27 protein-coding genes are annotated in these 21930 nt (G+C 45.7%); all 27 read right to left on the bottom strand.

Translation table 11 applies throughout. The annotated features are described in order from the left end of the window. Nucleotides 1-9: 9 nt before the first annotated feature. A complete protein-coding gene (locus tag ACWI_RS16810) occupies nt 10-1338 on the bottom strand; it encodes a Kelch repeat-containing protein (RefSeq protein ID WP_070372606.1) in 1329 nt (442 codons plus the stop codon). Further along, nucleotides 1328-3013 (bottom strand): hypothetical protein, encoded by a 1686-nt coding sequence (locus ACWI_RS16815; RefSeq protein ID WP_070372607.1) that lies wholly within the window; start codon nt 3011-3013, stop codon nt 1328-1330. Before ACWI_RS16815 ends, ACWI_RS16810 begins: the two co-directional genes overlap by 11 nt. Nucleotides 3014-3016: 3 nt before the next feature. Then, the gene (locus tag ACWI_RS16820) at nt 3017-3985 is read right to left on the bottom strand and encodes a hypothetical protein (protein WP_070372608.1); all 969 of its coding nucleotides are present in this window, start codon (nt 3983-3985) and stop codon (nt 3017-3019) included. Between the two features lie 12 nt (nt 3986-3997). Next, on the bottom strand, nt 3998-5149 hold the full coding sequence (locus ACWI_RS16825; RefSeq protein ID WP_084633791.1) for a phage tail protein: 1152 nt from the start codon (nt 5147-5149) through the stop codon (nt 3998-4000). An 11-nt stretch (nt 5150-5160) separates the two neighbouring features. Then, entirely contained in the window at nt 5161-5541 is a 381-nt protein-coding gene (locus ACWI_RS16830; RefSeq protein ID WP_070372610.1) for a hypothetical protein, read from the bottom strand. Beyond that, a complete protein-coding gene (locus ACWI_RS16835; RefSeq protein ID WP_070372611.1) occupies nt 5541-7844 on the bottom strand; it encodes a phage tail protein in 2304 nt (767 codons plus the stop codon). Before ACWI_RS16835 ends, ACWI_RS16830 begins: the two co-directional genes overlap by 1 nt. Before the next feature lie 83 nt (nt 7845-7927). Continuing rightward, nucleotides 7928-8335 carry a hypothetical protein gene (locus ACWI_RS16840; protein ID WP_070372612.1) on the bottom strand — a complete coding sequence of 136 codons (408 nt, stop codon included), beginning with the start codon at nt 8333-8335 and terminating at the stop codon, nt 7928-7930. A gap of 259 nt (nt 8336-8594) precedes the next feature. Next, a complete protein-coding gene (locus ACWI_RS16845; protein ID WP_479714952.1) occupies nt 8595-8993 on the bottom strand; it encodes a hypothetical protein in 399 nt (132 codons plus the stop codon). Nucleotides 8994-8995: 2 nt separating this feature from the next. Beyond that, the gene (locus ACWI_RS16850; RefSeq protein ID WP_070372613.1) at nt 8996-9571 is read right to left on the bottom strand and encodes a major tail protein; all 576 of its coding nucleotides are present in this window, start codon (nt 9569-9571) and stop codon (nt 8996-8998) included. Nucleotides 9572-9573: 2 nt separating this feature from the next. Beyond that, nucleotides 9574-9918, bottom strand: coding sequence for a hypothetical protein (locus tag ACWI_RS16855; protein ID WP_070372614.1), 345 nt, complete (start codon nt 9916-9918; stop codon nt 9574-9576). Beyond that, nucleotides 9915-10346, bottom strand: coding sequence for an HK97 gp10 family phage protein (locus ACWI_RS16860; RefSeq protein ID WP_070372615.1), 432 nt, complete (start codon nt 10344-10346; stop codon nt 9915-9917). Before ACWI_RS16860 ends, ACWI_RS16855 begins: the two co-directional genes overlap by 4 nt. Then, a complete protein-coding gene (locus tag ACWI_RS16865) occupies nt 10339-10671 on the bottom strand; it encodes a head-tail adaptor protein (RefSeq protein WP_070372616.1) in 333 nt (110 codons plus the stop codon). The genes ACWI_RS16860 and ACWI_RS16865 overlap by 8 nt, the downstream gene beginning before the upstream one ends. A 2-nt stretch (nt 10672-10673) precedes the next feature. Continuing rightward, entirely contained in the window at nt 10674-10985 is a 312-nt protein-coding gene (locus ACWI_RS16870; protein ID WP_070372617.1) for a head-tail connector protein, read from the bottom strand. A gap of 37 nt (nt 10986-11022) precedes the next feature. Then, the gene (locus tag ACWI_RS16875; protein ID WP_070372618.1) at nt 11023-11235 is read right to left on the bottom strand and encodes a Head fiber protein; all 213 of its coding nucleotides are present in this window, start codon (nt 11233-11235) and stop codon (nt 11023-11025) included. Between the two features lie 8 nt (nt 11236-11243). After that, a complete protein-coding gene (locus ACWI_RS16880; RefSeq protein WP_070372619.1) occupies nt 11244-12440 on the bottom strand; it encodes a phage major capsid protein in 1197 nt (398 codons plus the stop codon). Between the two features lie 15 nt (nt 12441-12455). Further along, on the bottom strand, nt 12456-13142 hold the full coding sequence (locus tag ACWI_RS16885; RefSeq protein ID WP_070372620.1) for a head maturation protease, ClpP-related: 687 nt from the start codon (nt 13140-13142) through the stop codon (nt 12456-12458). Then, complete coding sequence (locus ACWI_RS16890; protein WP_070372621.1) at nt 13117-14370, bottom strand: phage portal protein; 1254 nt, start codon at nt 14368-14370, stop codon at nt 13117-13119. Before ACWI_RS16890 ends, ACWI_RS16885 begins: the two co-directional genes overlap by 26 nt. Nucleotides 14371-14433: 63 nt before the next feature. Beyond that, nucleotides 14434-14823 (bottom strand): hypothetical protein, encoded by a 390-nt coding sequence (locus tag ACWI_RS18860; protein ID WP_139142405.1) that lies wholly within the window; start codon nt 14821-14823, stop codon nt 14434-14436. Nucleotides 14824-15105: 282 nt separating this feature from the next. After that, nucleotides 15106-16056, bottom strand: coding sequence for a hypothetical protein (locus ACWI_RS16900; protein ID WP_070372623.1), 951 nt, complete (start codon nt 16054-16056; stop codon nt 15106-15108). Between the two features lie 104 nt (nt 16057-16160). Then, nucleotides 16161-17762, bottom strand: coding sequence for a terminase large subunit (locus ACWI_RS16905; protein WP_070372624.1), 1602 nt, complete (start codon nt 17760-17762; stop codon nt 16161-16163). Nucleotides 17763-17797: 35 nt separating this feature from the next. Further along, nucleotides 17798-18775: an N-acetylmuramoyl-L-alanine amidase gene (locus tag ACWI_RS18670; RefSeq protein ID WP_084633794.1), complete on the bottom strand. Its 978-nt coding sequence runs from the start codon at nt 18773-18775 to the stop codon at nt 17798-17800. Between the two features lie 140 nt (nt 18776-18915). Then, a complete protein-coding gene (locus ACWI_RS16915; protein WP_139142406.1) occupies nt 18916-19110 on the bottom strand; it encodes a DUF6900 domain-containing protein in 195 nt (64 codons plus the stop codon). Between the two features lie 101 nt (nt 19111-19211). Beyond that, nucleotides 19212-19661, bottom strand: coding sequence for a gamma-glutamylcyclotransferase family protein (locus ACWI_RS16920; RefSeq protein ID WP_070372626.1), 450 nt, complete (start codon nt 19659-19661; stop codon nt 19212-19214). 37 nt (nt 19662-19698) lie between these two features. Next, nucleotides 19699-20601: an amidoligase family protein gene (locus ACWI_RS16925; protein WP_479714951.1), complete on the bottom strand. Its 903-nt coding sequence runs from the start codon at nt 20599-20601 to the stop codon at nt 19699-19701. A 97-nt stretch (nt 20602-20698) separates the two neighbouring features. Then, nucleotides 20699-21409 (bottom strand): virulence protein, encoded by a 711-nt coding sequence (locus tag ACWI_RS16930; protein ID WP_070372627.1) that lies wholly within the window; start codon nt 21407-21409, stop codon nt 20699-20701. Next, nucleotides 21406-21648 carry a DUF4314 domain-containing protein gene (locus tag ACWI_RS16935; RefSeq protein WP_070372628.1) on the bottom strand — a complete coding sequence of 81 codons (243 nt, stop codon included), beginning with the start codon at nt 21646-21648 and terminating at the stop codon, nt 21406-21408. The genes ACWI_RS16930 and ACWI_RS16935 overlap by 4 nt, the downstream gene beginning before the upstream one ends. Further along, nucleotides 21645-21854: a hypothetical protein gene (locus ACWI_RS16940; protein ID WP_070372629.1), complete on the bottom strand. Its 210-nt coding sequence runs from the start codon at nt 21852-21854 to the stop codon at nt 21645-21647. Before ACWI_RS16940 ends, ACWI_RS16935 begins: the two co-directional genes overlap by 4 nt. Nucleotides 21855-21930: the final 76 nt, after the last annotated feature.

The raw sequence follows: 21930 nt of genomic DNA on the forward strand, positions 1-21930 counted from the left end.
ACAATTGTTTTAGATCAGATTCCACTGAGCGTTATTATAATAGTAGGCTTCGACCTTTTGCGCTTTGTTGTTGGCATCGCCTTTAAACACATTTGATACTGGCAGTTTTATGTCAATGCCATTCTGGTTAAAGAGTGCAATCCGATGACCTGATGTGAGACTGGAAATCAGCAGATGGTTCGATTCCAGGGCGACCTCAGTGGTTGTTATAAATGCAGCATTTGCTAAACTACTGCCGCAAAAATAGAAGATGTTGGTTCCATGAGAAACAATACTACCTTCAGTAAAACCCCAAGCCAGACCGCTTGAAACCGTTGAAAGAGTATTTGTCAGGGAATCCAGCTTAAAAATATTTTTGTCCCAATAAATATAAATATCCGTACCAACAACGGCGGCTCGACACCTTGTATATGCTGCTGGTAAATATGCCACGATCGTATAGGTATCGAGAAGGGTATCATATTTAGTAATCCTATTTGTTGAAGTACCACTTGAATTTCGACCACCGATCAGGTATATATCCGTACCAATAACCGCGGTACCTGCTTCAATATAATGATTAGTTGGTGCCGTAATCATGGTAAATGTCTGTGATACCGTATCAAAGTAATACGCTTTTGTGACAATATTGGAGTTTGAAAAACTGGTTGAATTATAGCCGCCAAATAGATAGATCCGGGTTCCAACTGTCGCATAGGCAAATGACTGCCAGCCATGATTGCCATCATTAGTAATGGCAACCGCTAGCTTTGTCATCGTTTTTTCAAGGATATCATATTTGTATATGTCCAGTGACATGGTTGAATACTTTAGTCCGCCCAATAAATAGATGAAATCGCCAACCAGCCCCGTAGCTGCATATCTAAAGTAATTGGATGGCATCGCCACCCCCGTTGATACGGTTACGAGGGTATCCAGGTTATAAGTCAGGATCTTAGGACTCATGGTATAACCCCCTAAGAGATAAACCAGATTACCAACCCGCTCAGCACAACCCCCGACACCACTGACAATTTCATTGGTGGAAGCATCAAGGATATCATTCACCCGGGTAGTTGAATTGAGGACACTGGAAATTTCACAGTCCAGTTTGATATTGGCTACCTGAGTGGTTTTGACCCATAGCTTTGTGGTATCTTCTGGAGCGACATCCCCAAAATGAATATTAAACTCCGCACTGGCCGGGGTGCCAATCAGCAGACCATCAATCAGTCCTGAATAGCTATTAGTGGGGGTCCCGGATGGAATAGCGACACCTTTACCGACCAGTGCGGTTTTAATATTGGAAAGATCAGTGATGGCCGTTTGAATATTTTCACTTAAGGTTTTAGTTGCCATTTAACGCTCCTTCCAATTGATCATTGAGGGTGCCAAGTTGGGTTGTGATAGATGTAATAGCAGATTCAGCTGCGTCCAGCCGTGTCCCTAAAGGATTAAACCAGGCGGCTTGATCGGCTGCAGTGAAATAGTCCACGCCCTTTACCGGTGAATAACCGGCAGCACCCGCTGGTCCAATTGGACCTACATCACCAGTAGCGCCCTTTTCACCTGGAATACCTTGAATCCCTTGCTCGCCAATCGGTCCTTGAATTCCGGGATCACCCGGATCGCCTTTGGGTCCTTGAATGCCTGGTTCCCCTTGAGGTCCAGCTTCACCGGTCAAACCCTGCAGTCCTTGGATCCCTTGATCCCCTTTTGCGCCGGGCAGACCTTGGATTCCCTCAACACCCTGGTCACCTTTCGGGCCTTGATGACCTGTTTCTCCCGTTAGACCCTGCAGTCCTTGAATTCCAGGATCACCTTGTGGTCCTGTTTCGCCGGTTAAGCCCTGGAGTCCTTGAATCCCTGGTTCACCTTTATCACCCTTGGGACCTTGAACACCTTGCTCACCCTGAGGTCCCGTTTCGCCTGTCAAGCCCTGCAAGCCTTGAATCCCTTGATCTCCTTTAGCACCGGGCGGGCCTTGGTCACCTTTCGGGCCTTGGATCCCTGGCTCGCCTTGAGGACCAGTTTCACCGGTGAGACCCGGCAGCCCTTGAAGTCCTTGATCTCCTTTTGCGCCGGGCAGACCTTGGATTCCAGGATCGCCTTTATCGCCCTTTGGGCCTTGTTCTCCTGGTTGTCCGTCAATGCCGGGATCGCCTTTCGGCCCTTGCAATCCGGGTTCTCCTTGAGCACCATTTTCTCCCGGTAGCCCTTGAGGGCCTTGTAACCCAGGGTCACCTTTTTCACCAGCCGGACCTTGAATACCAATCTCGCCCTGATCTCCTTTTGGTCCTTGAATTCCCGGAATGCCCTGAACGCCCTGTGGTCCAGTCTCACCGGGTGGTCCCTGGAGCCCTTGCAATCCGGGTTCACCTTTTACCCCGGCTGGACCTTGAAGTCCAATAGCGCCTTGATCGCCTTTTGGTCCTTGAATGCCGGGCGGACCTTGCGGCCCAGCTTCACCCGGAATGCCGGGATCGCCTCTTGCACCAATAAACTCACCAGCATTGGCGCGCTCCACAACGATTAGTGCTTCACTGCTGGCATGATCGGCTTTTTCCATTATCGATTGGGCGTCTTCACCCAGTTTTATCATTTGCTGCTCCCATTGCAAAAGGAGTGACGGTTCGATGGGCGGTTGGGGTGTATCAGCCTTAATCGATTGGTTGATGCGGATCAACCCTTTTTCACTTTGCCAGACCGGGATGCTGGGATCTGATTTACCATCCAACTGCACTTCGAAAGCCAACAGCCCGGCAGCCTGGGTTGTCGTAGCGGTCAGAATCCAGATAAAACGAACGAAATCACCATCGATTACCGGTATCATCAGAATCCGATCCGTCAAACGACCAAGCTCGGTTTCGATATGAATATTAAAATCGGCCACGTTGAGGCCATCATTCATTCTAGGAATCTCAAATACCAAACACTGAACCAAATGATCATATTGACTGACGATCATCTCATCATAAAAAAGCTGCTTCTCTTTGATGGCAACCCTAAAATTTCGCATAAAATCTCCTTCCAAACTTTACTCCTCCTCCGAATAATCCGGCCAGTTGGTGATGGTCTCAACCACGTCCCAATTTTTATTCAGTGCCACACTCAGTTCGCTTTGAGAAAGCTTAGCGATATTGGCGGCGCCCAAACCAATGGCCAGCTTATCTTGACCCGTACGATTGGTCAGCCCCGCCAGTACATTTCTCAGACTGCTCTTGGTTAGATTGATGCAGGGCGATAGGTCAATGGAAATATTGACATTGACCAATTTCAACTCTTTAAGATTGGTTCGGCCCTCAAACATTCCCATTCCATATATGGCGTTGGTCATATCCAAATATGGCACCGACACTAACGCAGCACAGCCGCCAAAAATCCCCTGCAAGCGGTAGGCGCTAAGTTTCATTGTGAATTCTTTAGGGACAGCCTGGAGCTTTCGGCATTCATTAAAAAATCCGAGATAAAGCGCCACACTGCTATCGTCAATAAAAACGGATGCCTGGTTTAACAGATCAAAGTAGGCGATATCTGTCCAAAGACAGGGATACCAATCTGCACTGACACCATCAAAGCAGAAATAGGTCTCGCCATATTCAATGGTAGCAGGATAAACCCCTTGATTATTGGGGAAATACATGGTCCAGACGACCTTGGTGGTCGGGTGCACTTCACTGACTCGGCTATTGGAATAATCCCAGATGTGTTCAACCCCTTCTGCAGCTGAATTATGATAGGTTTGTCCATCAGAGGTGACAACGGTGCCTTCTTCATAAAAGAAATCATTAACCAGATCTTTGGCATAGTGCATCCGTAGATAGCCGATTCGCCCTTGTGCTAAGGCTTCCCATTGGCTTTTAGCCCAGACCATATCGGGGTTGGGCTGCCAATGAAAATCGCTTTCTTCCGGCCAAACCACTCGGTCATTTATCACTGCTTCGATAATCGTCAGTCCATTTGCTTTGAGGCTTTCAATCTCACGGCCGTTAAATTTAATTCCCATCGCTTACCTCATTTATCCGGAAACGTATTTTAAGTACAGGGTGCCTTGATCCATTTCCTCCGGATAGGCTTCAACACACACCCATTTTTGACCACCAAAGTATTCATTCATGTAGTCATTGACAGCTGGTGGGACAGTTTTAACGATTGCTTCTTTGATATCCTCGGTTTTAAGTTTGGTAATGGTGGATTCAAAATCGGTAGAGACTCGTCCCAATTCAGCAACATTCTTTTCTGGGGTGTCGGGATAGCTGACCAGTTTGACAATCTGATGTTCCACTTCAATCCCGCGGATGCGGTCAATCAGCGTGACCTTATCGCCAATGGCAATGGCCAGGTTTCCATAGTCATCCGGTAACAGACTAGCCAGATCCACCACCGAAGCGGTATAGACCCGATTGGGGATCGATAACCCTGTCACTTTTTTCTGAGCCGCCGCCAGCAGTTCTTCTTTTAGCTCATAGCGTTCATCGACCCAGACCTGGGTGATGACCTTATTGGTATATTGAAAATTTTCGACATAGGCTTTACCACCATTGATGTCTTCAAAGGAAAGCCCATCTTTGCCAAAGGCATACAGCCGGGTGACCAGATCAAAGCTGTCGCCCCGGAGCTCGCATTCTCTGATATTAAGCTCATCGGAAAAATGAACGCCTTTGTTGGTGTAACCTTGGGTGGTGGTGACGCGGATAATCTTTCCGATACAATCATAGCGAAAAATCACCCCGAATGCTTTTTCAGCCAGGCGCAGCAAATCCAGAGTATTTCCAGATTCTAGGGATACTGTCTTTGCAGAAGTGGTGTTCTCAGCACCAGTAAAAGACCAGCCAGTCCCCGAAAGCACTTGATTTAAAAATGCAGATAAATTGATATCTGGGGCTAAGAACAAATGATACCCCGCCACCATAAAGTCCGATAAGTCCAAAACACACCCAATGATGGTGGTTTGGCCCCGTTCATCAATGCTTTTTATGACGTATCGATTATGATCGGTCAAAATCAGGTTTTCTTCGACCAGATCTTTATACAGCGGGTGTTTGACATAGATTTCAAAAGATAGGGTGTCTTCACCGGTTTCCAGCAGTTCCGTAACATAGCAATTATCCATATGATCCAGTTCACCAATAAATGTTTTGTTTTGGTTAAGTAAGCTTAATATCATCATTTCACCTTTTTCTATCCTGTGGCTAGAATCACACAGTCAAAAACAAAAACAGCACTGTAATGGCGGCTTGAGATTTGATTGATCTGGGTGCTCACTAGCATACAGTCAAAGCTTTGGCCTTCAATAAAGCGATTGTTAATGGTCACCACACATTTTTTCAGGGCTTTTTTTAACGCTTCAATATCGGTGAGCTTGCCATTTTTAAAATAGCATTCCACAGCCAGCTTGCTGAATCGTTCTTTGGTTTTAAAATAAATCGGCTTCGCAGCATTTTCCGGCCAGAAATAGGATGGGCTGTAATCACCCGGCGTATAAAGACTATTGGCATAGGTCGCTTTGAAGGTTGATAATACTACCGGTCCACTGCTATTGTTAATGTCGCATACTGCCATTAGATTTTACCTCCTCGTAAGCTAAAGGCCAGATCTCGTGAAACAATCGGGGTGATCGAATGACCCACGGCTTTTTTATCCAGCTCGACGGTGGTGTAGATATAAATCGGTGCGGCACTGCCACCATCCAACATACCGGTTGAACTATTTCCTGCTGAAGTTCTCCCGGTTAACCCATTTGATTGGGTATTCACATCCAGGGTGGTCGGAATGGCACCGAGCATATCCCGGGTGACCGTCGCCATTTTTCTGACAAAACCAATCCCGACGCCAGCACCCATGTTTTCTCCAATATCCGCATACACGGTCGATGGTGAGTGCATCCCTAAGAGATTTCTGACACCGTCCGTAACGCCACCAAAGAAACCGGTGACCTTATCTGAAAGCCACTGTCCCATGGACATGATCCCGTCCCATAAGCCTTTGACGATGTTGATCCCCACGTCATAAATCGCCTCAGCTGCCTGTCCTAAACCGCTGACCAAAGCAATAATAATCTCTGGCAACGCTGCAATCAGTGTGGGAATGGCGGCAATCAGTCCGGTGACCAGGGATATGATTAAGTTGATCCCGGTTTCAATGATTAAGGGCAGGTTGTTGACAAAGTAGTTGATAAACGAATTGATCAGCTGCGGCAGGGCTTCAATGAAAACAGGTAAGGCATTAATCAGACCTTGGGCTAAGCCTGTGATTAAGGCTAAGGCCGCTTCAATTAAAAGACCGGCATTGTCCATCAGGGTTTGGGCCATCAGGATGACACACTCGACGATCTTGGGCACCAGCTCGGGCAGCGCCTCAGCTATCCCGGTAATCAGGGTGGCTACCATCACCATGGCGCTTTCTAATATTGCCGGAAGATTATCCAGAATCCCCTGAGTGAGAGCCAGCACCAGCTGCAGGGCGCCATCGGTTAATTGGGGTAAGGCCGAAATCAAACCTTCCAGAAGGGTGAAGATCAATTGATTGGCAGTATCAATCAGCATCGGCAGATTTTCGAGCAGTGAACTGCCGACAGCTCCAACGATATCCATCCCCACCTGAACCACGGCTGGCATGTTACTGAGCACCATATCGGCAATCCCGCCAACGGTACTGCCAATGACCTGGGATATTTTGGTAAAGTCGCCGCCAGCATCTTGTAACCCTTTGGTAAAATCACCCATCAGAGAAACGCCCTCATCGGCCAGGATCTGAAGCTGGGGTAGCAGTACCGTACCAAGGGCATTTTTAGCAGCATCGCTGCCGGATTTTAAGCGCTGGACGCTGTCGTCAAATTTCCCCAGCTGGGCCAGGGTTTCATCACTGAGCACAGCGCCCATACGTTTGGCTTCATCGGTGAGCTCAGCAATTCCTGCTGATCCCTGAGCAATCAGCGGATTGAGATCCTGAGCCGATTTCCCGAAGATCTGCATCGCCAGGGCATCCCGCTCGGCGCCTTCTTCCATTCTGCCCAGGGCATCGATCGTTTCCCAATAAACATCTTCACCGTTTCGCAGCGACCCATCGGCATTGGAAACGGCAACTCCTAAACGCCCATAGGCTTCAATCATATCGGCTGAGCCATCTCGGGCTGAAGACATCGATCGGATCTGTTTGGCCATCGAGCCAGTGAGTGTTTCCATGGAGATATCCACCAGCTCTGCGGCATATTTGTAAGCTTGCAGGCTTTCAGCCGATACCCCGGCTACTGTAGCCGTTGTCAGGATTTCATCGGCATAGGCGGCGGCACCCACCGTCATATCAGTTAAAGATTTGGCCGAGGAAACGGCTGCGGTACCTACCGCGACAAAGGCGGTACCCATGGCGATCCCAATGCCTTTTAAGGTCCCGCCTAAAGCACTAAATTTACCGCCAGAGTTTTCTGCTTTACTCGAAGTATCATGGAGTGACTTGCCAAACTGCTCAGCCTGTTTTTCGGCATCATCAAACTCATCAGCGATTTCGGTCAGGGCTTTTTCATTTTGTTTGATTTCATGCTCCAGCCCATTGAGGTGTGCCTTGGCGTTGTTCAGCTGGATCACCCAGTTTTGAGTGCGCCGATCATTCTCGCCAAAGGAGGTGGCGGCATTGTCGAGAGCTTTTTCCAGGGCTTTGATCTTATCCTTCTGGGCATCCATTTCTTTGTTCAGTAATTGATTCCGGGCGGTGACTGCTTCGATACTTTTATCCTGTCTGTCAAACTGGGACTCGACCAGCTTCATTTCGCTGCCCAGTACCTTAAAGGATTGATTGATATCGCGAAGGGCGTTCTTAAATTCTTTTTCGCCTTCAACCCCGATTTTTAAGCCAAAATTATCTGCCATACTGCATCACCTCCTGTTTTTAGGCATGAAAAAAGACACTCTGTTGAGAATGTCTTGAGTTATTTTAATATTTTCAATAAGAATTATAAATGTTCGTTTTTTGCTTCTTCGGCATGTGTGATTTCTTCAGTGCTGATAGTTTCTTCAATTTGATTATTTGTATCAGCTTCAAGCCCACTGTTTTCTGAATCATTTTCGAAGTGTGCTACAATTATTCCAAACCCATACAACGGCCATGAAGTTACAATACTGCTTGCTAATAGAATAATTGAGTAATAAATACCAACTAATCCAGTATAGGCTCTATCTCCAGATTCCTGTAGAATCGAATACGATGATGATCCGCCATATGCAGATGAATACTCTAAATATTCTCGACCATTTGCGTATTGAGCAAGTGAAACAATCAACCATAATACCCCAACAATTAATCCAAACCAAAATATTATTTTAGCTAAATTTTTAATTTTTCCACCACAATTGCTAAACATAATTAACATACCTCCTCAAAGTTTTAATTAACTCTATCACTAATTCTAATTATGTGCAATATATTTGAAACAAAAACTCATAGCGGAAAAATATCATCGATGGTCCATTCCCGTTTCGGTTTTTCCACCCCCAAGAACTGCTTATGACAAGTCCAAAGATCAAGTAGCTGACCCAGTGGCATAAGCCAGACCTGATCTTCTGTTCGGTTCAAATGAACGGTTCCATAATATAAAAGCCGAGTAAACAATGCTTCATCATCTACTCGACTTTCAAGTTTTTTAGTGGTTCACCCTCAGAGGTATTATCCTCGCTTTCGAGATGACGCCTGGTGCCACTTACCATGGCTTCGGTGATGGCATTCTTATAATCTGCCAGTTCCATCGGGGTCGTTAAAAGCTCGACGGCTTCTTCGGTTAGTAGCGGTTTCTTTTCTTCATTCTGAAGATTATGAATTAGGATGCTTTGGTTGGCCAGCAGAGCAATCAGCCAGGTCACCTCATCCAAGGCCATTTCAAAGTTTTCATTCTTCATTAGCGTTTCACCCAGGTTGGCAAGCCCGCCATAACGCTTCGCAATTTCCTTGGTGGCTTTGGTGGTAAAAATAAGCTGATACTCCACGCCACCGATTGTAACCACAGCCATTCGATCAGTATCCATCATCATGGGGTACCTCCAATACTGGCCATGGTATTTAACCAGGTCTTTGCTTCAGCTTCGGTCGGAAAAGTCGCTTCTTCTTTCCAGACATCCAGCACATCGGTGAGGATGGTGCCTTCAATGGTTGGGGTCTGAAAATTTATGGCTTCCCCTCGAGTTTCCATACTTTCAGATGGGACACCAAATTTTACCTTGGTGAGCCAGATGGCTCGAAAACCACGGATGTTATTTTTAATACTGGTGGCATAAAAGCCGACTCCCACAAAAGCACCATCATCCGAACCTTTGGCAGTCATTTTCTTATTGGTTCCAGGATCAATGGTAGTCAGGGTATGCCCAAGAATTAAGGCTCGGGTTTCATAGTCCAGATGATCCCCATTAAGGGTCAGCTTCCCGGATTTAAACTCTTTGACATTTTCAATGATCCGGTCATCGCCCCGCAGCACCCCTTCATTGACCTCGATATTCATATCAGCTTTGATCGCGTAGGCCATGATTCGGCCTTCTGCGTAGCTGGTGTCGGTTTCGGTTTCTGTCAGTTTTGAACAGATGAGATATTTAAGTCCTATTTGTGCCATTTTTATACTTCCTCCACTTCATAGTCTTTTGCCACATCGATGGCATAATGGTAATAGCCGGTGTCGTCTTCATGACCGACGTAGCGCCGATCGGTGATGACAAACCCGCCTTTAATTAAGGCGCTTGTAACACGGTTTTTTAAAGCAATGTAATTATTCTTACAAAAGATCGAAATCCGAACCTCCTCGATTGTGCGGAGGGGCAGATCGTCGCCATAGAGTGCAAAGGTATCGGTCAGCGGGGTAATCACCATGTATTCATAGGCAGGTTCTTCAGAGAATTTTCCGGTTTCAACGGAAACATTCAACCCACTAATGATCTGATTGAGTTCGATTAAACTGTTCATAGGCTTTCGATCTCGCTTTCCAGTTTGTTTTTCATTGCTTCAACACAAGCCTTTCGCGACTTTGCTTTTGCCGGTTTGAGAAACGGTTTCGGCAGTTGGCCGCTTTTGCCGTATTCCAGAATATTGGCGATCTTGGCATTGCTTTTACCACCGGATCGGGGTTCAGAAAAACCAATCTTGAGATTGTAATTACCAGCACTATCTTTTTTAACGGGTGATACTCCCAGGGCCGCTTCCAACTCACCGGTTGAGCGACTCTTAAGTTTCGTTTCACTGCCAATGACAGCACTGAGATTACTTTTGACTTTCTCAAGCACCACGTCACCACCGGCTTCCAAAACTCTGGGAATGATGTCATCGGACTTTTCAGCAAGGGTTGAAATTTTGAGCAGAAAATCGTCCGGCATTTTGATCGTAATTTTAGCCACTGGTTTCCATCCTTTCACAGAGCACTTCGGTGTACATCCCTCGACCTTTCACATCCTCAACTGAAACGATGTTATATCGTCCGGCATCACAGGCGATTATCATGTTGGTTTTAACAGCAATGCCGGGAATGGCTCTAAATCTAAAAAGTGCCGAAGCTTTGATAAAAATCGCTCTGTTTTTCCAGCTTTCATTGCCATGGCGATCCTCTTTATAGGCTCGTACTGAAGCGATGATGGTATCGCCGGTGCTTACAAACCCTTCAGCATCTTTAACCGGTTCGGTAGTGATCAGATCGATCGTGGTATTCATTTTTCCAAAACTCATGATCACACCTTAAAATCCTTATTCATTTGCAGAAGCCGATTGACCACCGTCCAGACCTGATTGCTGGCCTGAACATTGTCGGCAAAAAAGCCCCCGGTGCTGCCATCCCGGCTTTCATAGAAATGGGATGACAGCATAATCACTGCCTGTTCGGTGGTGGGGTGCATATCATGCTTTAAATAAAAACCATCTTCTTTTTTTTGATAGCTTTCCGCATAAGATGTGGCAGTAAAGATTAGATTTTGTAAGAGCTCATCGTCTTGGTCATGCTCGAGAATCAGATTGGCTTTGACTTTTTCCAGGAGCGTCTGCATCACTGCCACCTCATTTCATTGGTATGTTTTTGATTGATTATTCTGACTTCATTAAACCCGCTGCTTTAAGCTTTGCCAGCAGTGAATTAAAATCCGCAACCAGCCCTGGTACAGTTGTCGCAGCACTATCGGCTTGATATCCAGCTTGGGGTAGGCCCAACAAAATAGCACCCTCTTTAATATCAAGGGTGCCGCCAATGACCGTTTTATCGCCGCCCTCAGTTGTATAATTCTTTGTCGTATAACTCACAGTCCTACCTACGCTTTTTGTTTCAGGGTCTTAATGGCTTCTGGCAGGATCAGCTTGCCATCAACCCGCTGAGTGGCCATAAAACCTACCTGACCGGTTGTGGCATAGAGTTCGTTTAAGCGTTTAAAAGAACGACCCTGACGATCAGCTATCCAGTAATAACTAAAATCTCCAAAAGCAACAGTTTTTGCCCCGGCCGCAATCGTTGGAACATAGGAAGATGTTTTAACCGGACTATTGAGAATTGTATCGGGTGTTCCAGCGGTAATGGATGGTTGCCAGATGTAGTTCCCATTGCCATCTTTTAATTTCCGGATAGCTTTGACGGTGGCATCGTTAAGAACAAAGGTAGCGTTTTTTCGATACGGGGATTTAAGAGAATAATAGAGATCCATGATCTCATCTACCGTAATGGCTGTAGCACTGGCTGTGGTAATCCCATCCTGAGCGCCGCCGGTGGTGTTGAAAATCCCGGTTGGTTTACCGATACCATCACCAATAAAGAACGCTTCTTCCTCTTTGGCGCCGATTCGACGGGCAAATTCCTTGGCAATGTAGGCTTCCAGGTTAAAAATGGAATCATTTAATAGTTCTTCTGATACTTTAAGCAGGGTTCCCAGTTTATAAGCACTGATGGAAACCTGTCCAAACGAATCATCGCTCTCTGGAGCTGCCCCTTCTTCTTCTATCCATGATGCGGATCCTTTGGTGGCTACAACTGGGATTTTTCGATCCCCACTGGAAGTCGCAATGACTTTGGCCATGGTTCTAAAGATGTTTTCTTCTTCCAGACCTTCCACCAGAGTCCGTTCAAACTCGTCGGGAACCAGATAGCCACCTTCGCTGTCGCTGCCGATTTGCAGCGCATTGGTGATTTCAAAGCTCAGGGACTTGTTGCGCATGGCGTTCCAGAAGGAATCGGCATACTCATCACTGCCCCGACCGCTTTTGGACTCGGTCATCCCATCAGGTTTTCCGGTAATCGGGGTATTGATCGGTTTTGAAAACTCCAGATCCAGGGTCTGTTGACGTTCCAGACGATCAATCTCTTTTCCCAGATTTACCACATCGGCTTCCATTTTTTCATAGACTTCAATATCGACAACTGCAAGCAGACCATCCTGATTTCTTTTTTCATCCAGGAATTTTTTCGCATCTTCCCAGACTTTGGCCCGTTTTTCTCGTAATTCTAAAATTTTATTCATAGTCGTTTCCTCCACTTATTTAATCAAATTTAATCGTGTCTCAAACACGTCGACCGGTATTCCTACAGGGGTTGTTGGCTTAGGGATTAGCTTATCCAGCAGGGAGTTGGTCACCGCCTGCCGTGAAAAGCTGTAGTTCTGGGCACCATCACACGTTTCTCGCTCATCAAAGAGCATCTCATCAGCAAAGCCCAGTTCTAAGGCTTTGTTGGCATTAAGCCAAGTCTCACCATCCATCAGCTTTGACAGTTTCGCCCGGGGTTGGCCGGTTTTAAGCTCATAGGCATTGATAATGCTTTCCTTCACTTCATCGAGCATTTGAATGGCTTTTTTCATTTCCGTGCTGTCGCCAATCGCCACCGTCAAGGGGTTGTGAATCATCATCAAACTTGTCGGTGAGACTTTGACCGTTGTTCCGGCCATGGCAATGACAGAGGCAGCACTGGCCGCAATCCCATCAATCTTGACCGTGACGTTTCCTTTATAGTCCATCAGCATGTTATAAATTTGACTGGCCGCAATACAATCGCCACCGGGACTGTTAATCCAGATATCAATGTCGCCTTCACCTGAGACAAGTTCTGATTTAAACTGCTTGGGGGTTATTTCGTCACCGAACCAGCTTTCCTCCGCAATTGCCCCGTTGAGATAAAGGGTTCGTGAACCATCTTCGTTCTTAATCCAATTCCAAAATTTCTTCATTCGTTTCCTCACTTTCATTCGTGTTGATATTTGCAAAGGCGCCAGCATCTTGAAGTTTTGTCATTGCGCCATTTATCAAAAATAAATCTCCACCCAGTTCTTCAGGGATACGGTTTAAGTTTTCCAGTTCCCGGATATCATTAGCGCAAAGCCAGCCGTTTTGTCGACCAGTGGCATAGCCTGCCATACGAGAAGCGTAGTCGCCACGCAGTAGACCATCAACCGAAAAGCGGATAAAATATTTTTGCTTTTCACTGTCACTGAATAGTGCTTTCTGCATCGATTGTTCCCAGCGAATGACCCAGGGATCCAGGGTGTATTTGACAAACTCAAGAGATTGCTGCTCAATGTTGGAAAAGCTGGACTTCTCCAGATCTCCAATCATATGGGGTGGGATCCTGAAAATCCGGGCGATTTCATTGATCTGAAACTTCCGGGTTTCCAGAAACTGGGCCTGTTCCGGGGGGATGCCAATGGAAGTAAACCGCATACCTTCTTCTAAAACGGCAATCCGATGAGCGTTGCTGCTACCTTGATAGACCGCGTTCCAGCTTTCCCGGACCCGTTTAGGATCTTTAACTACACCGGGGTGCTCTAAAACACCCCCGGGATTGGCGCCATTGGAAAAAAACTTGGAGCCATACTCTTCGGTGGCAATGGCCATCCCAATGGCGTTTTTGGCCATGGCTATCGGTGAATAGCCGATCAGCCCATCAAAACCAAGACCTGGAATATGAAGAACCGTTTCTTTGCGCATCACCACTTCGCCCTTGTCACTCTGATATTTGTAGAAAAGCTCTCTATTTGAAGCTCGATCAACGGTCATTTTGTCTGGCATTAAGGGATAAAGCGCCAACACCTGTCCCCTTCCATCCCGGATAATCTGGGCATAGGCATTGCCCCAAAGCAAAAGATGACTCATCAGTGTTTCTCGAAACACGAAAGAAGTCATCTCCGGGTTTGGTTCATGCTGAAGGAGCTGGTATAAAGTGTGTGCTTCGGCTTTTTCCTTACCGTTATCGGTGTATTGGTAGGTATGAAGAGGCAGGCTGGCGATGGTTTCGGCCAGGATCCGCACACAAGAGTAAACAGCGGTGGTCTGCATGGCTGTTCGTTCATTGACCGTTTTTCCGGCGGTGGTGCCGCCAAAGAAAAAACTAAACGGGTTATTATCCAGATAGTTTTTTGGTTTGTCTCGAGAATGGAATAGATCTCTTAATCGACTCATAGGTTCCTCCTTAAAAATGGGCGTAAAAAAAGCACCTCGGGTGAGATGCGTAAACATTTGTTTTTAGTTTTCTTTATCAATATATTCTATTGCTTTCGTCCCGGCATGAGAATTGAAAAGTTGGAAAAGATTAAATACAAAACATTTCATTTCCCATACAACATTCGCAACAAAATAAAAATATATTAGTATAGCTGAAAATGCTACTGTTTCATTTAAAAATTGATTAAAAGGTAAATAGAAATCATTCTTCAGGCTTCCTATAGTTATAATGATAAATATATTTATCATTATTGCCATTATATCCAGCATCATAACTTTTGCAAAATATTCATTACTTTCTTGAAGTTTACTTTTTCCTGATCCATTTTTCTTCTCATCATCATTTGTTGTATTTATCAACCTTATAAGGAGCTCATCATTGATGAGTGCTTGAAAAAAAGCATATCCCATGAACACTATTCCAAATATTCCGACAATAACGGTATTAAACGTCTCAACGGAATTTACAAATGCAGAAACAGTTTCTGGTGAAAAGGCTATTATAAATGAAGGAATCGACATTGTACCAATAATCGCGAGGAGTCTTTTGTTACTAATCTTAAAAGGTAGTATTAATTTGATTGCATCTAAACAAATTTCTGTTGAAGAGCGTTTCAAAAACAAATTTTTGACATTTTCTACATTAACTTGTTTTTCCAGAATAGATCACCACACTTTCACTAAATTCTGTTTTTATCTCTTTTTATTTATAAACGGAAGAATTTTAGCTCGGTTTTTTGTAAATATTTCTTGGTTTTCAGGGGTTATGAAAGCTATGCTTTCAAAGTCTTTCGTTCTCTCTACAACTTGGTCTAATTCAGAGGCTATATTTCCTACATCATCCAGCGTGATATCCATGTTTTCGGAAATTGTATTGTTATTTATTGTTCCTTTTGATTTATCAGGATAGGTTACATTGAATAATGGATCTATTGTCCCTTGTGCCGCTTCAATTACTTCAATTACACCATTGATTGAAGTTGGAGAATTTAAAATTATTGATCCTGTTTTACTCCCTACCTTATTCCTTAAATCAGAAATCAAATCATCAAATAAGGGTCCAAAATCGAGATCACCATTTAGAGGATAGAATCTGAGAGTGAGTTTATTAATCTTCATCACCTTCCCGAGAGCTTCTTTAATAGACTCCCTCATTGGAATACCGACGATATTGACTACAGGTCTGGGGATCAAATCAACATCATTTCCTTTTCTAATTTCGTTTTCTGAACGGATGTATAATTTCAGAACTTTTTTGAATGTTGAGGAAAAACTCTTTAAATCTGGGCTGCCCTTTTGATTTTTTACTAAAGTCATCCTATGATTTTTTAAATGAATAGCAAATAATGAAAACGGAGCAGTCGGATATCTTTCGTCAGTATCAATTAATACTCCTTCGTCATCAAATTTTGATTTTATTTCAATTGTTGTTTCCTTGACAATAATTCCAGTTAGAACTAATCCATCCTCATCAATTTCTTTTATCTCGACCTTCATAAAACTGTATTCATTATCACCTGATTTTTTTTTGAATTCTGATTTGAAGGCAGGTAAAATTGCTGAATCAAAATAGTTTAACAGTGGTTCCTCATCATCACCAAATACAATATTGAAATTTGCTATGATCATTTTTTTACTACTCATTAAAGTTCCCCCTAAATAATTAGATTACAACTCAATTGTATAGTAATTTCGAGGAACTTGCAATTATAATATTATTAACAAACCTTCTTTCATCCTTGTTGAAATTATAAAATCAATATCCCCCGTTCATCATAAACACTGCCACCAATATTCACACCGCAGCGAATTGCCCGATCCAGTGCCATAATGGTGGCCACGGCTCCATCAATCCGCTCTGTCGATTTCTCTTTATCCGGCTTGATATTTCCGGCTGGATCTGTCCGGACAAAGATGTTGTCCATCATCCATCTGAGCACTGGATGACCACCATGGGTGATTTTCTCCTCCAGCGTCAGCTTCATCAGTTCTTTAGTTGGTGGCGACATATCTTTAAAGCCCTGACCGAAAGGAACCACAGTAAAGCCTAATCCTTCCAGGTTTTGCACCATCTGAACAGCACCCCAGCGGTCAAAGGCGATTTCTCGGATGTTATACCTGGTGCCCAATTCGTCAATGAAGTTTTCGATAAATCCGTAATGAACCACGTTTCCTTCAGTGGTCTGCATATGATTTTGCTTTTCCCACACATCATAGGGGACGTGATCCCGCCGGACGCGCTGTTCGATGTTTTCTTCTGGGATCCAGAAAAAAGGCATGATGACATACTTATCATCATCGTACTTTGGTGGAAAGACCAAGACAAAGGCGGTGATGTCAATCGAACTGGAAAGATCGAGGCCGCCATAACATTCTCTACCAAGCAGATCATGAGGATCGATCGTCTCACCACACTGATCCCACTTCTCCATCGGCATCCACCGGACGGATTGTTTGACCCATTGATTCAGTCGCAACTGCCGGAAAAGGTTCTCTTCAGCCGGGTTTTCCTTAGCATTTTCACAGGCTACCTGGATTTTTTCAATGTCAACGGTGATGCCCATGGAAGGATTGGCCTTTTGCCAGACCTTCGGGTCGGTCCAGTCCTCGTTTTCTCCGGCACCATAGATAACCGGATAAAAGGTCTGGTCAATTTTTCGTCCAGCCAAGATATCCTCGGCTTTCTGATGGACTTCCCAGCAAATGGAATGTCGATCCGTTCCAGCGGTGGTGATTAAAAAGTAGAGGGGTTGCTTTCTAGCATCACCGGAGCCATGGAGCATGACGTCATAGAGATTTCGATTAGGTTGGGCATGTAATTCGTCAAAGACCACGCCATGAACATTAAGTCCGTGTTTCGTGTAGGCTTCGGCGGACAATACCTGATAGAAGCTACCCAACGGTTTATAGACCAGTCGCTTTTGGGATAAGATTGGCTTGATTCTGGATTTAAGCGCCGGACATTGATCAACCATATCCACCGCCACATCAAACACAATCGAAGCTTGCTGACGATCCGAAGCACAGCCGTAGATTTCACCACCGTGCTCGTAGTCACCACAGGTTAAGAGCAAGGCCACCGCAGCCGCCAGCTCACTCTTCCCTTGTTTTTTGGCTATTTCAATATAGGCGGTGTTAAATTGCCGGGCCTGGTTGGGTTTTAGGATGCCGAAAACATCCCGGATGATCTGCTCCTGCCAGTCAATCAGTTCAAAGGGCTGGCCATGCCATTGACCTTTGGTATGCTTGAGGCAATTGATAAATGAAACCGCCAGATCGGCACGGTTTTGATCAAAGATGGACGTCTTTTGTTTAAATGGGGTTGGTTGATAATTGTCCAGATAGCGCATGGCCGTCCGCTCCTTTCTGAGAACTGGTGCTGTTTTTAACTGTTAAAATAGGCCAGGATTCCTTCCAGAATACCCTGGGCTTCCAGCTCCGCACCGCCATTATTAAAGAAATGACAGTCGCTGGGTGATGAGGCAAACAGCCCTTCGGTGATAATCGCTGGCATGTCCGAATAGGTGACGTCGGAATCATCGCGCTGGATAATCCCCCGGTTGGCTAATCCCATACGATTGCACATCCCATTAAGTACCAATTGGGCTAGTCTTAAGCCATTGGTACTCCCGGGATAACAAATGACCAGGGTACCGCTGGATTCTGGACTGGCGGAACCGTTGTGATGGATGCTGACAAAAATATCAGCATTGTTCTCATTGGCAATGACCGGACGGTCACTTAAAGCCATCCAACGATCATCGGTTCGTGTATAAACGACGCTGAAACCGCGTTCCTTAAGTAGTTGGCCCAGTCTCAGACTCACCACCAGATTCATATCCTTTTCCTGCAGGTTTCCGCAGGCCCCCGGATCGGAGCCGCCATGCCCGGGGTTGATGCACACCAGCTGGCCATTGCCCGTGCCATTAGGGGGAGTTGTCGGTGTTGGTTTAGATATGGGTGTGGTCGCTTCGGTCTGGTTTGCCGCCAGTGGTATTTCGATGCCCAGAGCTTTTAACGTTTCATTCCCAACAATCCCATCAACAGCCAACCCATTTCTTTTTTGAAAATCTGTGATGGCTGCCAAAGTTTCTGAACCGACAGCACCATCAACAGTAAGGCGGTAGCCGTTCTTAATGAGGGCTTCCTGAATCAATCTGATTTCTCCCATTAGGGTGGCATCGGAGTGATCCCCGTAAATGCCATCCTTTTCCAGACCGTGATATGCTTGTAGAGCAAGTACCGCATCCTCGGTTTTCCTTCCGAAGTCGCCATCAACCGTTCCGGCGTCATAAGCACAGAAATTTAAATCCCGCTGTAATTGGGCCACAGCGGTACCCATGGTTCCTATTTCAAGATTCATTTTTTTCCTTTCCTCGTTGCCGGTAAAAAAAGACAACAAAAAAGCACCCCTTTACAGAGCTGCATAAAAAGTTTGCATTTTGTTTAAAGAATAATAATCGCTACGAGAAAAAGGCTGGTTTTCAGCCCTTTCCAAAAGTTTTAAGCTTGTTTCTTTCCGTATTCAAAGGCCTGAATCAATACTTCTTTAAGGCCCCAAACCGAAATGTCTAGGAAATCTTCGTGGTCGCTGTACCTTGTTTCAAGGTCCCCTCTTTGTTCGATGCTGTAGAATGCTTCCTTGGCAATTTTCAAAAGTTCCTCGTAATCTTTTTCGTTAACGTTTTGTTTTTTCATGGCGTTTGCCTCCTTTGCTTTTGTTGTGTACATATTAGCTCTAAGTGACACGTATAGCAAGTTATATCGCCTTAAAAACATATTAAATTATTTATATGTCACTATCTAATTGCAGCTTCGGTTGAGTCGCTAACTGCCTGCCGTAGGATGCCAACATCAAACCCGGCGGCTTTGTAGCCTTCCAGAATAACGCTGTAATAGTAACAGCTTGGCAGCCCCAAGGGCCGGTTCTCGTTCATCAGGTAAACCATGGCTTTGCTAAGCCGTTTACCGATGCGGACGGTGATGGTTTCTTTGCGATAAAGAATCGGCCAGCCTTCGTAATGGTCCAGGGCGGCTTCATCTTCCGGGGTGATTTCCCAGACCAGCACTGGTACCCGGCTGCCTTGTTGGGGTTCAATAGTGGCCACAGCGCCATCGTGGGGGCCTTTAAACAGCAGTTGGTAGCCGTCAAGGGTGAGTGCTTCAACGACCCGAGCGGTGGGGCAGCGTTTGGCCATTTGAGCCAGATTTAAGTTTGAGCCATAGGCCAGATACAGTTTAGTCTTCATGAGCATTCTCCTTTTTTCCTTTTGAACCGGGGGCAGCTCATGCCACCCCATACCGCCATGCTGCCGAACCGGTGAGGGCTGCGGTTAAGTGCTCGCGGCAGTTGGCAAACTCGCTGCCAATGAAGCCGATGCGGTTTAAGTAGGTGCGCATGGCAAACTTTTCATTTTCAACCTGGGGCTTTTTCGAAGAAGCACACTTTTGGGTTAAGGCCTGGTTGTTGATGGCCAGGGCCAAAACAATGTAGCTTCTGATTTTTCCGGCGTGGAGGATGCTGTTGAAGCCCCGTAACTCAACCGTATGGTGGCCGGTAAAAAAGCTGTGCAGGTTCAGGAAATGGTAGCGGCTGTTGTGGTAGTGAATCCGGCGGCTTTCGTTGTAGCCGTCGTACCAGATATCTTCAAGTTCTGCCATGGTGGTGGGCTTTTGTTTTTTCAGTTTTTCGATCAGGATGCCATCCATCTTCTTACAGTAGCTCATTCGCTGGGGGGCAATCTCCAGGGCTTTGTAGAAAAGGTCGTTCTTGCTGGCGATGATGTTGATGAAGTTTCGGATGCTGCGGGGTGAGTGGTCTTGGCCATCCAGATGGATGTGGATACCGCACGAGCTGTTAGTAAAGGCCCCGGCGCGTCTGAGCAGCCGTACCAACTCCTGCAAGGTGCCAATGTCTTCCCGGTAGGAAAGGATCGGGCTGACCAGCTCGACACTGTAGTCTCTACCAGCGGCGACCCTGCGACCCCGTGATTTGCGTTGGCAGTTGATGCTGCCGTCGCTCATGAACTTCCACACCCGACCATCCGGGGCGGTGACCTTTTTGGTGTCGTAGTAGGTGCCACCTTCTTCGTAGGTTCCGTTCAGGAAGCTGGCGGCCACCTCAGCAGCCTTTTCTCTGCTAATCCCGGTAAACTCAATCTCGATTCCGAAGTTTGCTGTTAACATCATTTTGTTCTCCTTTAAAGTGTATTTGTTCCTTTTGTATGTACATATATCACTCTAAACGACATTAATAGCAAGTCAATTCTCAAGAAACACAAAAGAATTACTCAGCATTTGCTTTTCTACCACTTTTAAAAGCCGCACTGCCTGACAGCTTCGACAGCAGAATCTTGCGGGTGGTTTTGTAGTCGTTCCCGATAAACCCCAGTCGCAACAGGAAACAGCGGAAGGCGTACTTTTCATTGTCGACAGCCTTGGCGGTAGCGGCGATGCGTTTTTGCGTTTTGGCCATCTCACAAATGGCGGCAATGAACTCAGTGTAGGCCTTGATGACTTCGGGTTCAACATCCGCTTTAAACCAGGGGAAGGAGATGGTTTCCTCGGACTGCTCAAGCGGTAGGGCGTCAATGCCAAGAGCTTTTTTAATCAGCCCACCTTTGCTTTTGATTAGGTTTTCAAGGTTTATCATGGCTTCATCAGTGAAGCCTTCCTTGGGCATTTCAATGGTGAGGATATCCTCGTTTTTAGTTTCTGTTTGGATTTGGTTTTCGGTTTCTGTTTCGGGTTCGGTTTGGCTTGCTTCTTGTTCAAAAGTGAATCCTCTCAACTTCAGGCTTTCCAGTAAGGTATCAACCACCGTTTCAGGAGTCGCTTCGGAAACAATCAGGGTTCCTTGCTTATCCACCTCAAAGCCGCCAATGGTGTAGGCAAAGGATGGTACCCCTTGGTAGACGGGCTGAATGCGAAGGATTTCGCCAATAGCTGCCACCAGCGTCTTTCGATCACAGTCTGTAAACTGGTAATTCATTGTCATGGCCGCTCACCATTTTCCCTTTCGGCTTCACCGTTTCTATCAATCACCAGCCAGGAATCAACCCCAGCGATTAACCCTAAGCGGCTTCCACAGTCCCAGCGAACGTGAATGGTGCCGATGGCGTCAATACAGTCCACCGTACCGGTGGCCCCTTTAGAAAGCGTCGAGTAGGGATCATACATGTAAATCAGCTGAACCCGGTCGCCTTTTTCAACATTTGTTAAGTTTTGAGGTTTCATTTTTTGCCACCTCTTTTCTTTTTACCGTCGAGAACCAGCTCAAAGCGCTTTTCATCAATCAGTCCTTGTAGTTCTGTGGGACCGTAGATGAGCACTTCGTCGCCATTTTCGCTGGTGTCCGCAAGGACAATGTCTTTACCATAGCGGCCGACAACCTGGTAGACTTTCTTTTTGTTTCCGGTTGTAAATAATGTACCTTTGTTCATGATCTTATCTCCTTTAAATGTAGTTTTGTTGTGTCTATATATCACTCAAAAGGTAGTAATTAGCAAGTAGTATTTG

Source organism: Acetobacterium wieringae, from assembly GCF_001766835.1.
Taxonomy (GTDB): Bacteria; Bacillota; Clostridia; order Eubacteriales; family Eubacteriaceae; genus Acetobacterium; species Acetobacterium wieringae.

Bases quoted from the DNA above. Each gene is read 5' to 3' on its own strand.
- ACWI_RS16810 (WP_070372606.1), bottom strand. From the start codon at position 1,338: ATGGCAACTAAAACCTTAAGTGAAAATATTCAAACGGCCATCACTGAT.
- ACWI_RS16820 (WP_070372608.1), bottom strand. From the start codon at position 3,985: ATGGGAATTAAATTTAACGGCCGTGAGATTGAAAGCCTCAAAGCAAAT.
- ACWI_RS16825 (WP_084633791.1), bottom strand. From the start codon at position 5,149: ATGATGATATTAAGCTTACTTAACCAAAACAAAACATTTATTGGTGAA.
- ACWI_RS16830 (WP_070372610.1), bottom strand. From the start codon at position 5,541: ATGGCAGTATGCGACATTAACAATAGCAGTGGACCGGTAGTATTATCA.
- ACWI_RS16835 (WP_070372611.1), bottom strand. From the start codon at position 7,844: ATGGCAGATAATTTTGGCTTAAAAATCGGGGTTGAAGGCGAAAAAGAA.
- ACWI_RS16840 (WP_070372612.1), bottom strand. From the start codon at position 8,335: ATGTTTAGCAATTGTGGTGGAAAAATTAAAAATTTAGCTAAAATAATA.
- ACWI_RS16845 (WP_479714952.1), bottom strand. From the start codon at position 8,993: ATGGATACTGATCGAATGGCTGTGGTTACAATCGGTGGCGTGGAGTAT.
- ACWI_RS16850 (WP_070372613.1), bottom strand. From the start codon at position 9,571: ATGGCACAAATAGGACTTAAATATCTCATCTGTTCAAAACTGACAGAA.
- ACWI_RS16855 (WP_070372614.1), bottom strand. From the start codon at position 9,918: ATGAACAGTTTAATCGAACTCAATCAGATCATTAGTGGGTTGAATGTT.
- ACWI_RS16865 (WP_070372616.1), bottom strand. From the start codon at position 10,671: ATGAGTTTTGGAAAAATGAATACCACGATCGATCTGATCACTACCGAA.
- ACWI_RS16870 (WP_070372617.1), bottom strand. From the start codon at position 10,985: ATGCAGACGCTCCTGGAAAAAGTCAAAGCCAATCTGATTCTCGAGCAT.
- ACWI_RS16880 (WP_070372619.1), bottom strand. From the start codon at position 12,440: ATGAATAAAATTTTAGAATTACGAGAAAAACGGGCCAAAGTCTGGGAA.
- ACWI_RS16885 (WP_070372620.1), bottom strand. From the start codon at position 13,142: ATGAAGAAATTTTGGAATTGGATTAAGAACGAAGATGGTTCACGAACC.
- ACWI_RS16890 (WP_070372621.1), bottom strand. From the start codon at position 14,370: ATGAGTCGATTAAGAGATCTATTCCATTCTCGAGACAAACCAAAAAAC.
- ACWI_RS18860 (WP_139142405.1), bottom strand. From the start codon at position 14,823: ATGGGATATGCTTTTTTTCAAGCACTCATCAATGATGAGCTCCTTATA.
- ACWI_RS16900 (WP_070372623.1), bottom strand. From the start codon at position 16,056: ATGAGTAGTAAAAAAATGATCATAGCAAATTTCAATATTGTATTTGGT.
- ACWI_RS16905 (WP_070372624.1), bottom strand. From the start codon at position 17,762: ATGCGCTATCTGGACAATTATCAACCAACCCCATTTAAACAAAAGACG.
- ACWI_RS18670 (WP_084633794.1), bottom strand. From the start codon at position 18,775: ATGAATCTTGAAATAGGAACCATGGGTACCGCTGTGGCCCAATTACAG.
- ACWI_RS16915 (WP_139142406.1), bottom strand. From the start codon at position 19,110: ATGAAAAAACAAAACGTTAACGAAAAAGATTACGAGGAACTTTTGAAA.
- ACWI_RS16920 (WP_070372626.1), bottom strand. From the start codon at position 19,661: ATGAAGACTAAACTGTATCTGGCCTATGGCTCAAACTTAAATCTGGCT.
- ACWI_RS16925 (WP_479714951.1), bottom strand. From the start codon at position 20,601: ATGATGTTAACAGCAAACTTCGGAATCGAGATTGAGTTTACCGGGATT.
- ACWI_RS16930 (WP_070372627.1), bottom strand. From the start codon at position 21,409: ATGACAATGAATTACCAGTTTACAGACTGTGATCGAAAGACGCTGGTG.
- ACWI_RS16935 (WP_070372628.1), bottom strand. From the start codon at position 21,648: ATGAAACCTCAAAACTTAACAAATGTTGAAAAAGGCGACCGGGTTCAG.
- ACWI_RS16940 (WP_070372629.1), bottom strand. From the start codon at position 21,854: ATGAACAAAGGTACATTATTTACAACCGGAAACAAAAAGAAAGTCTAC.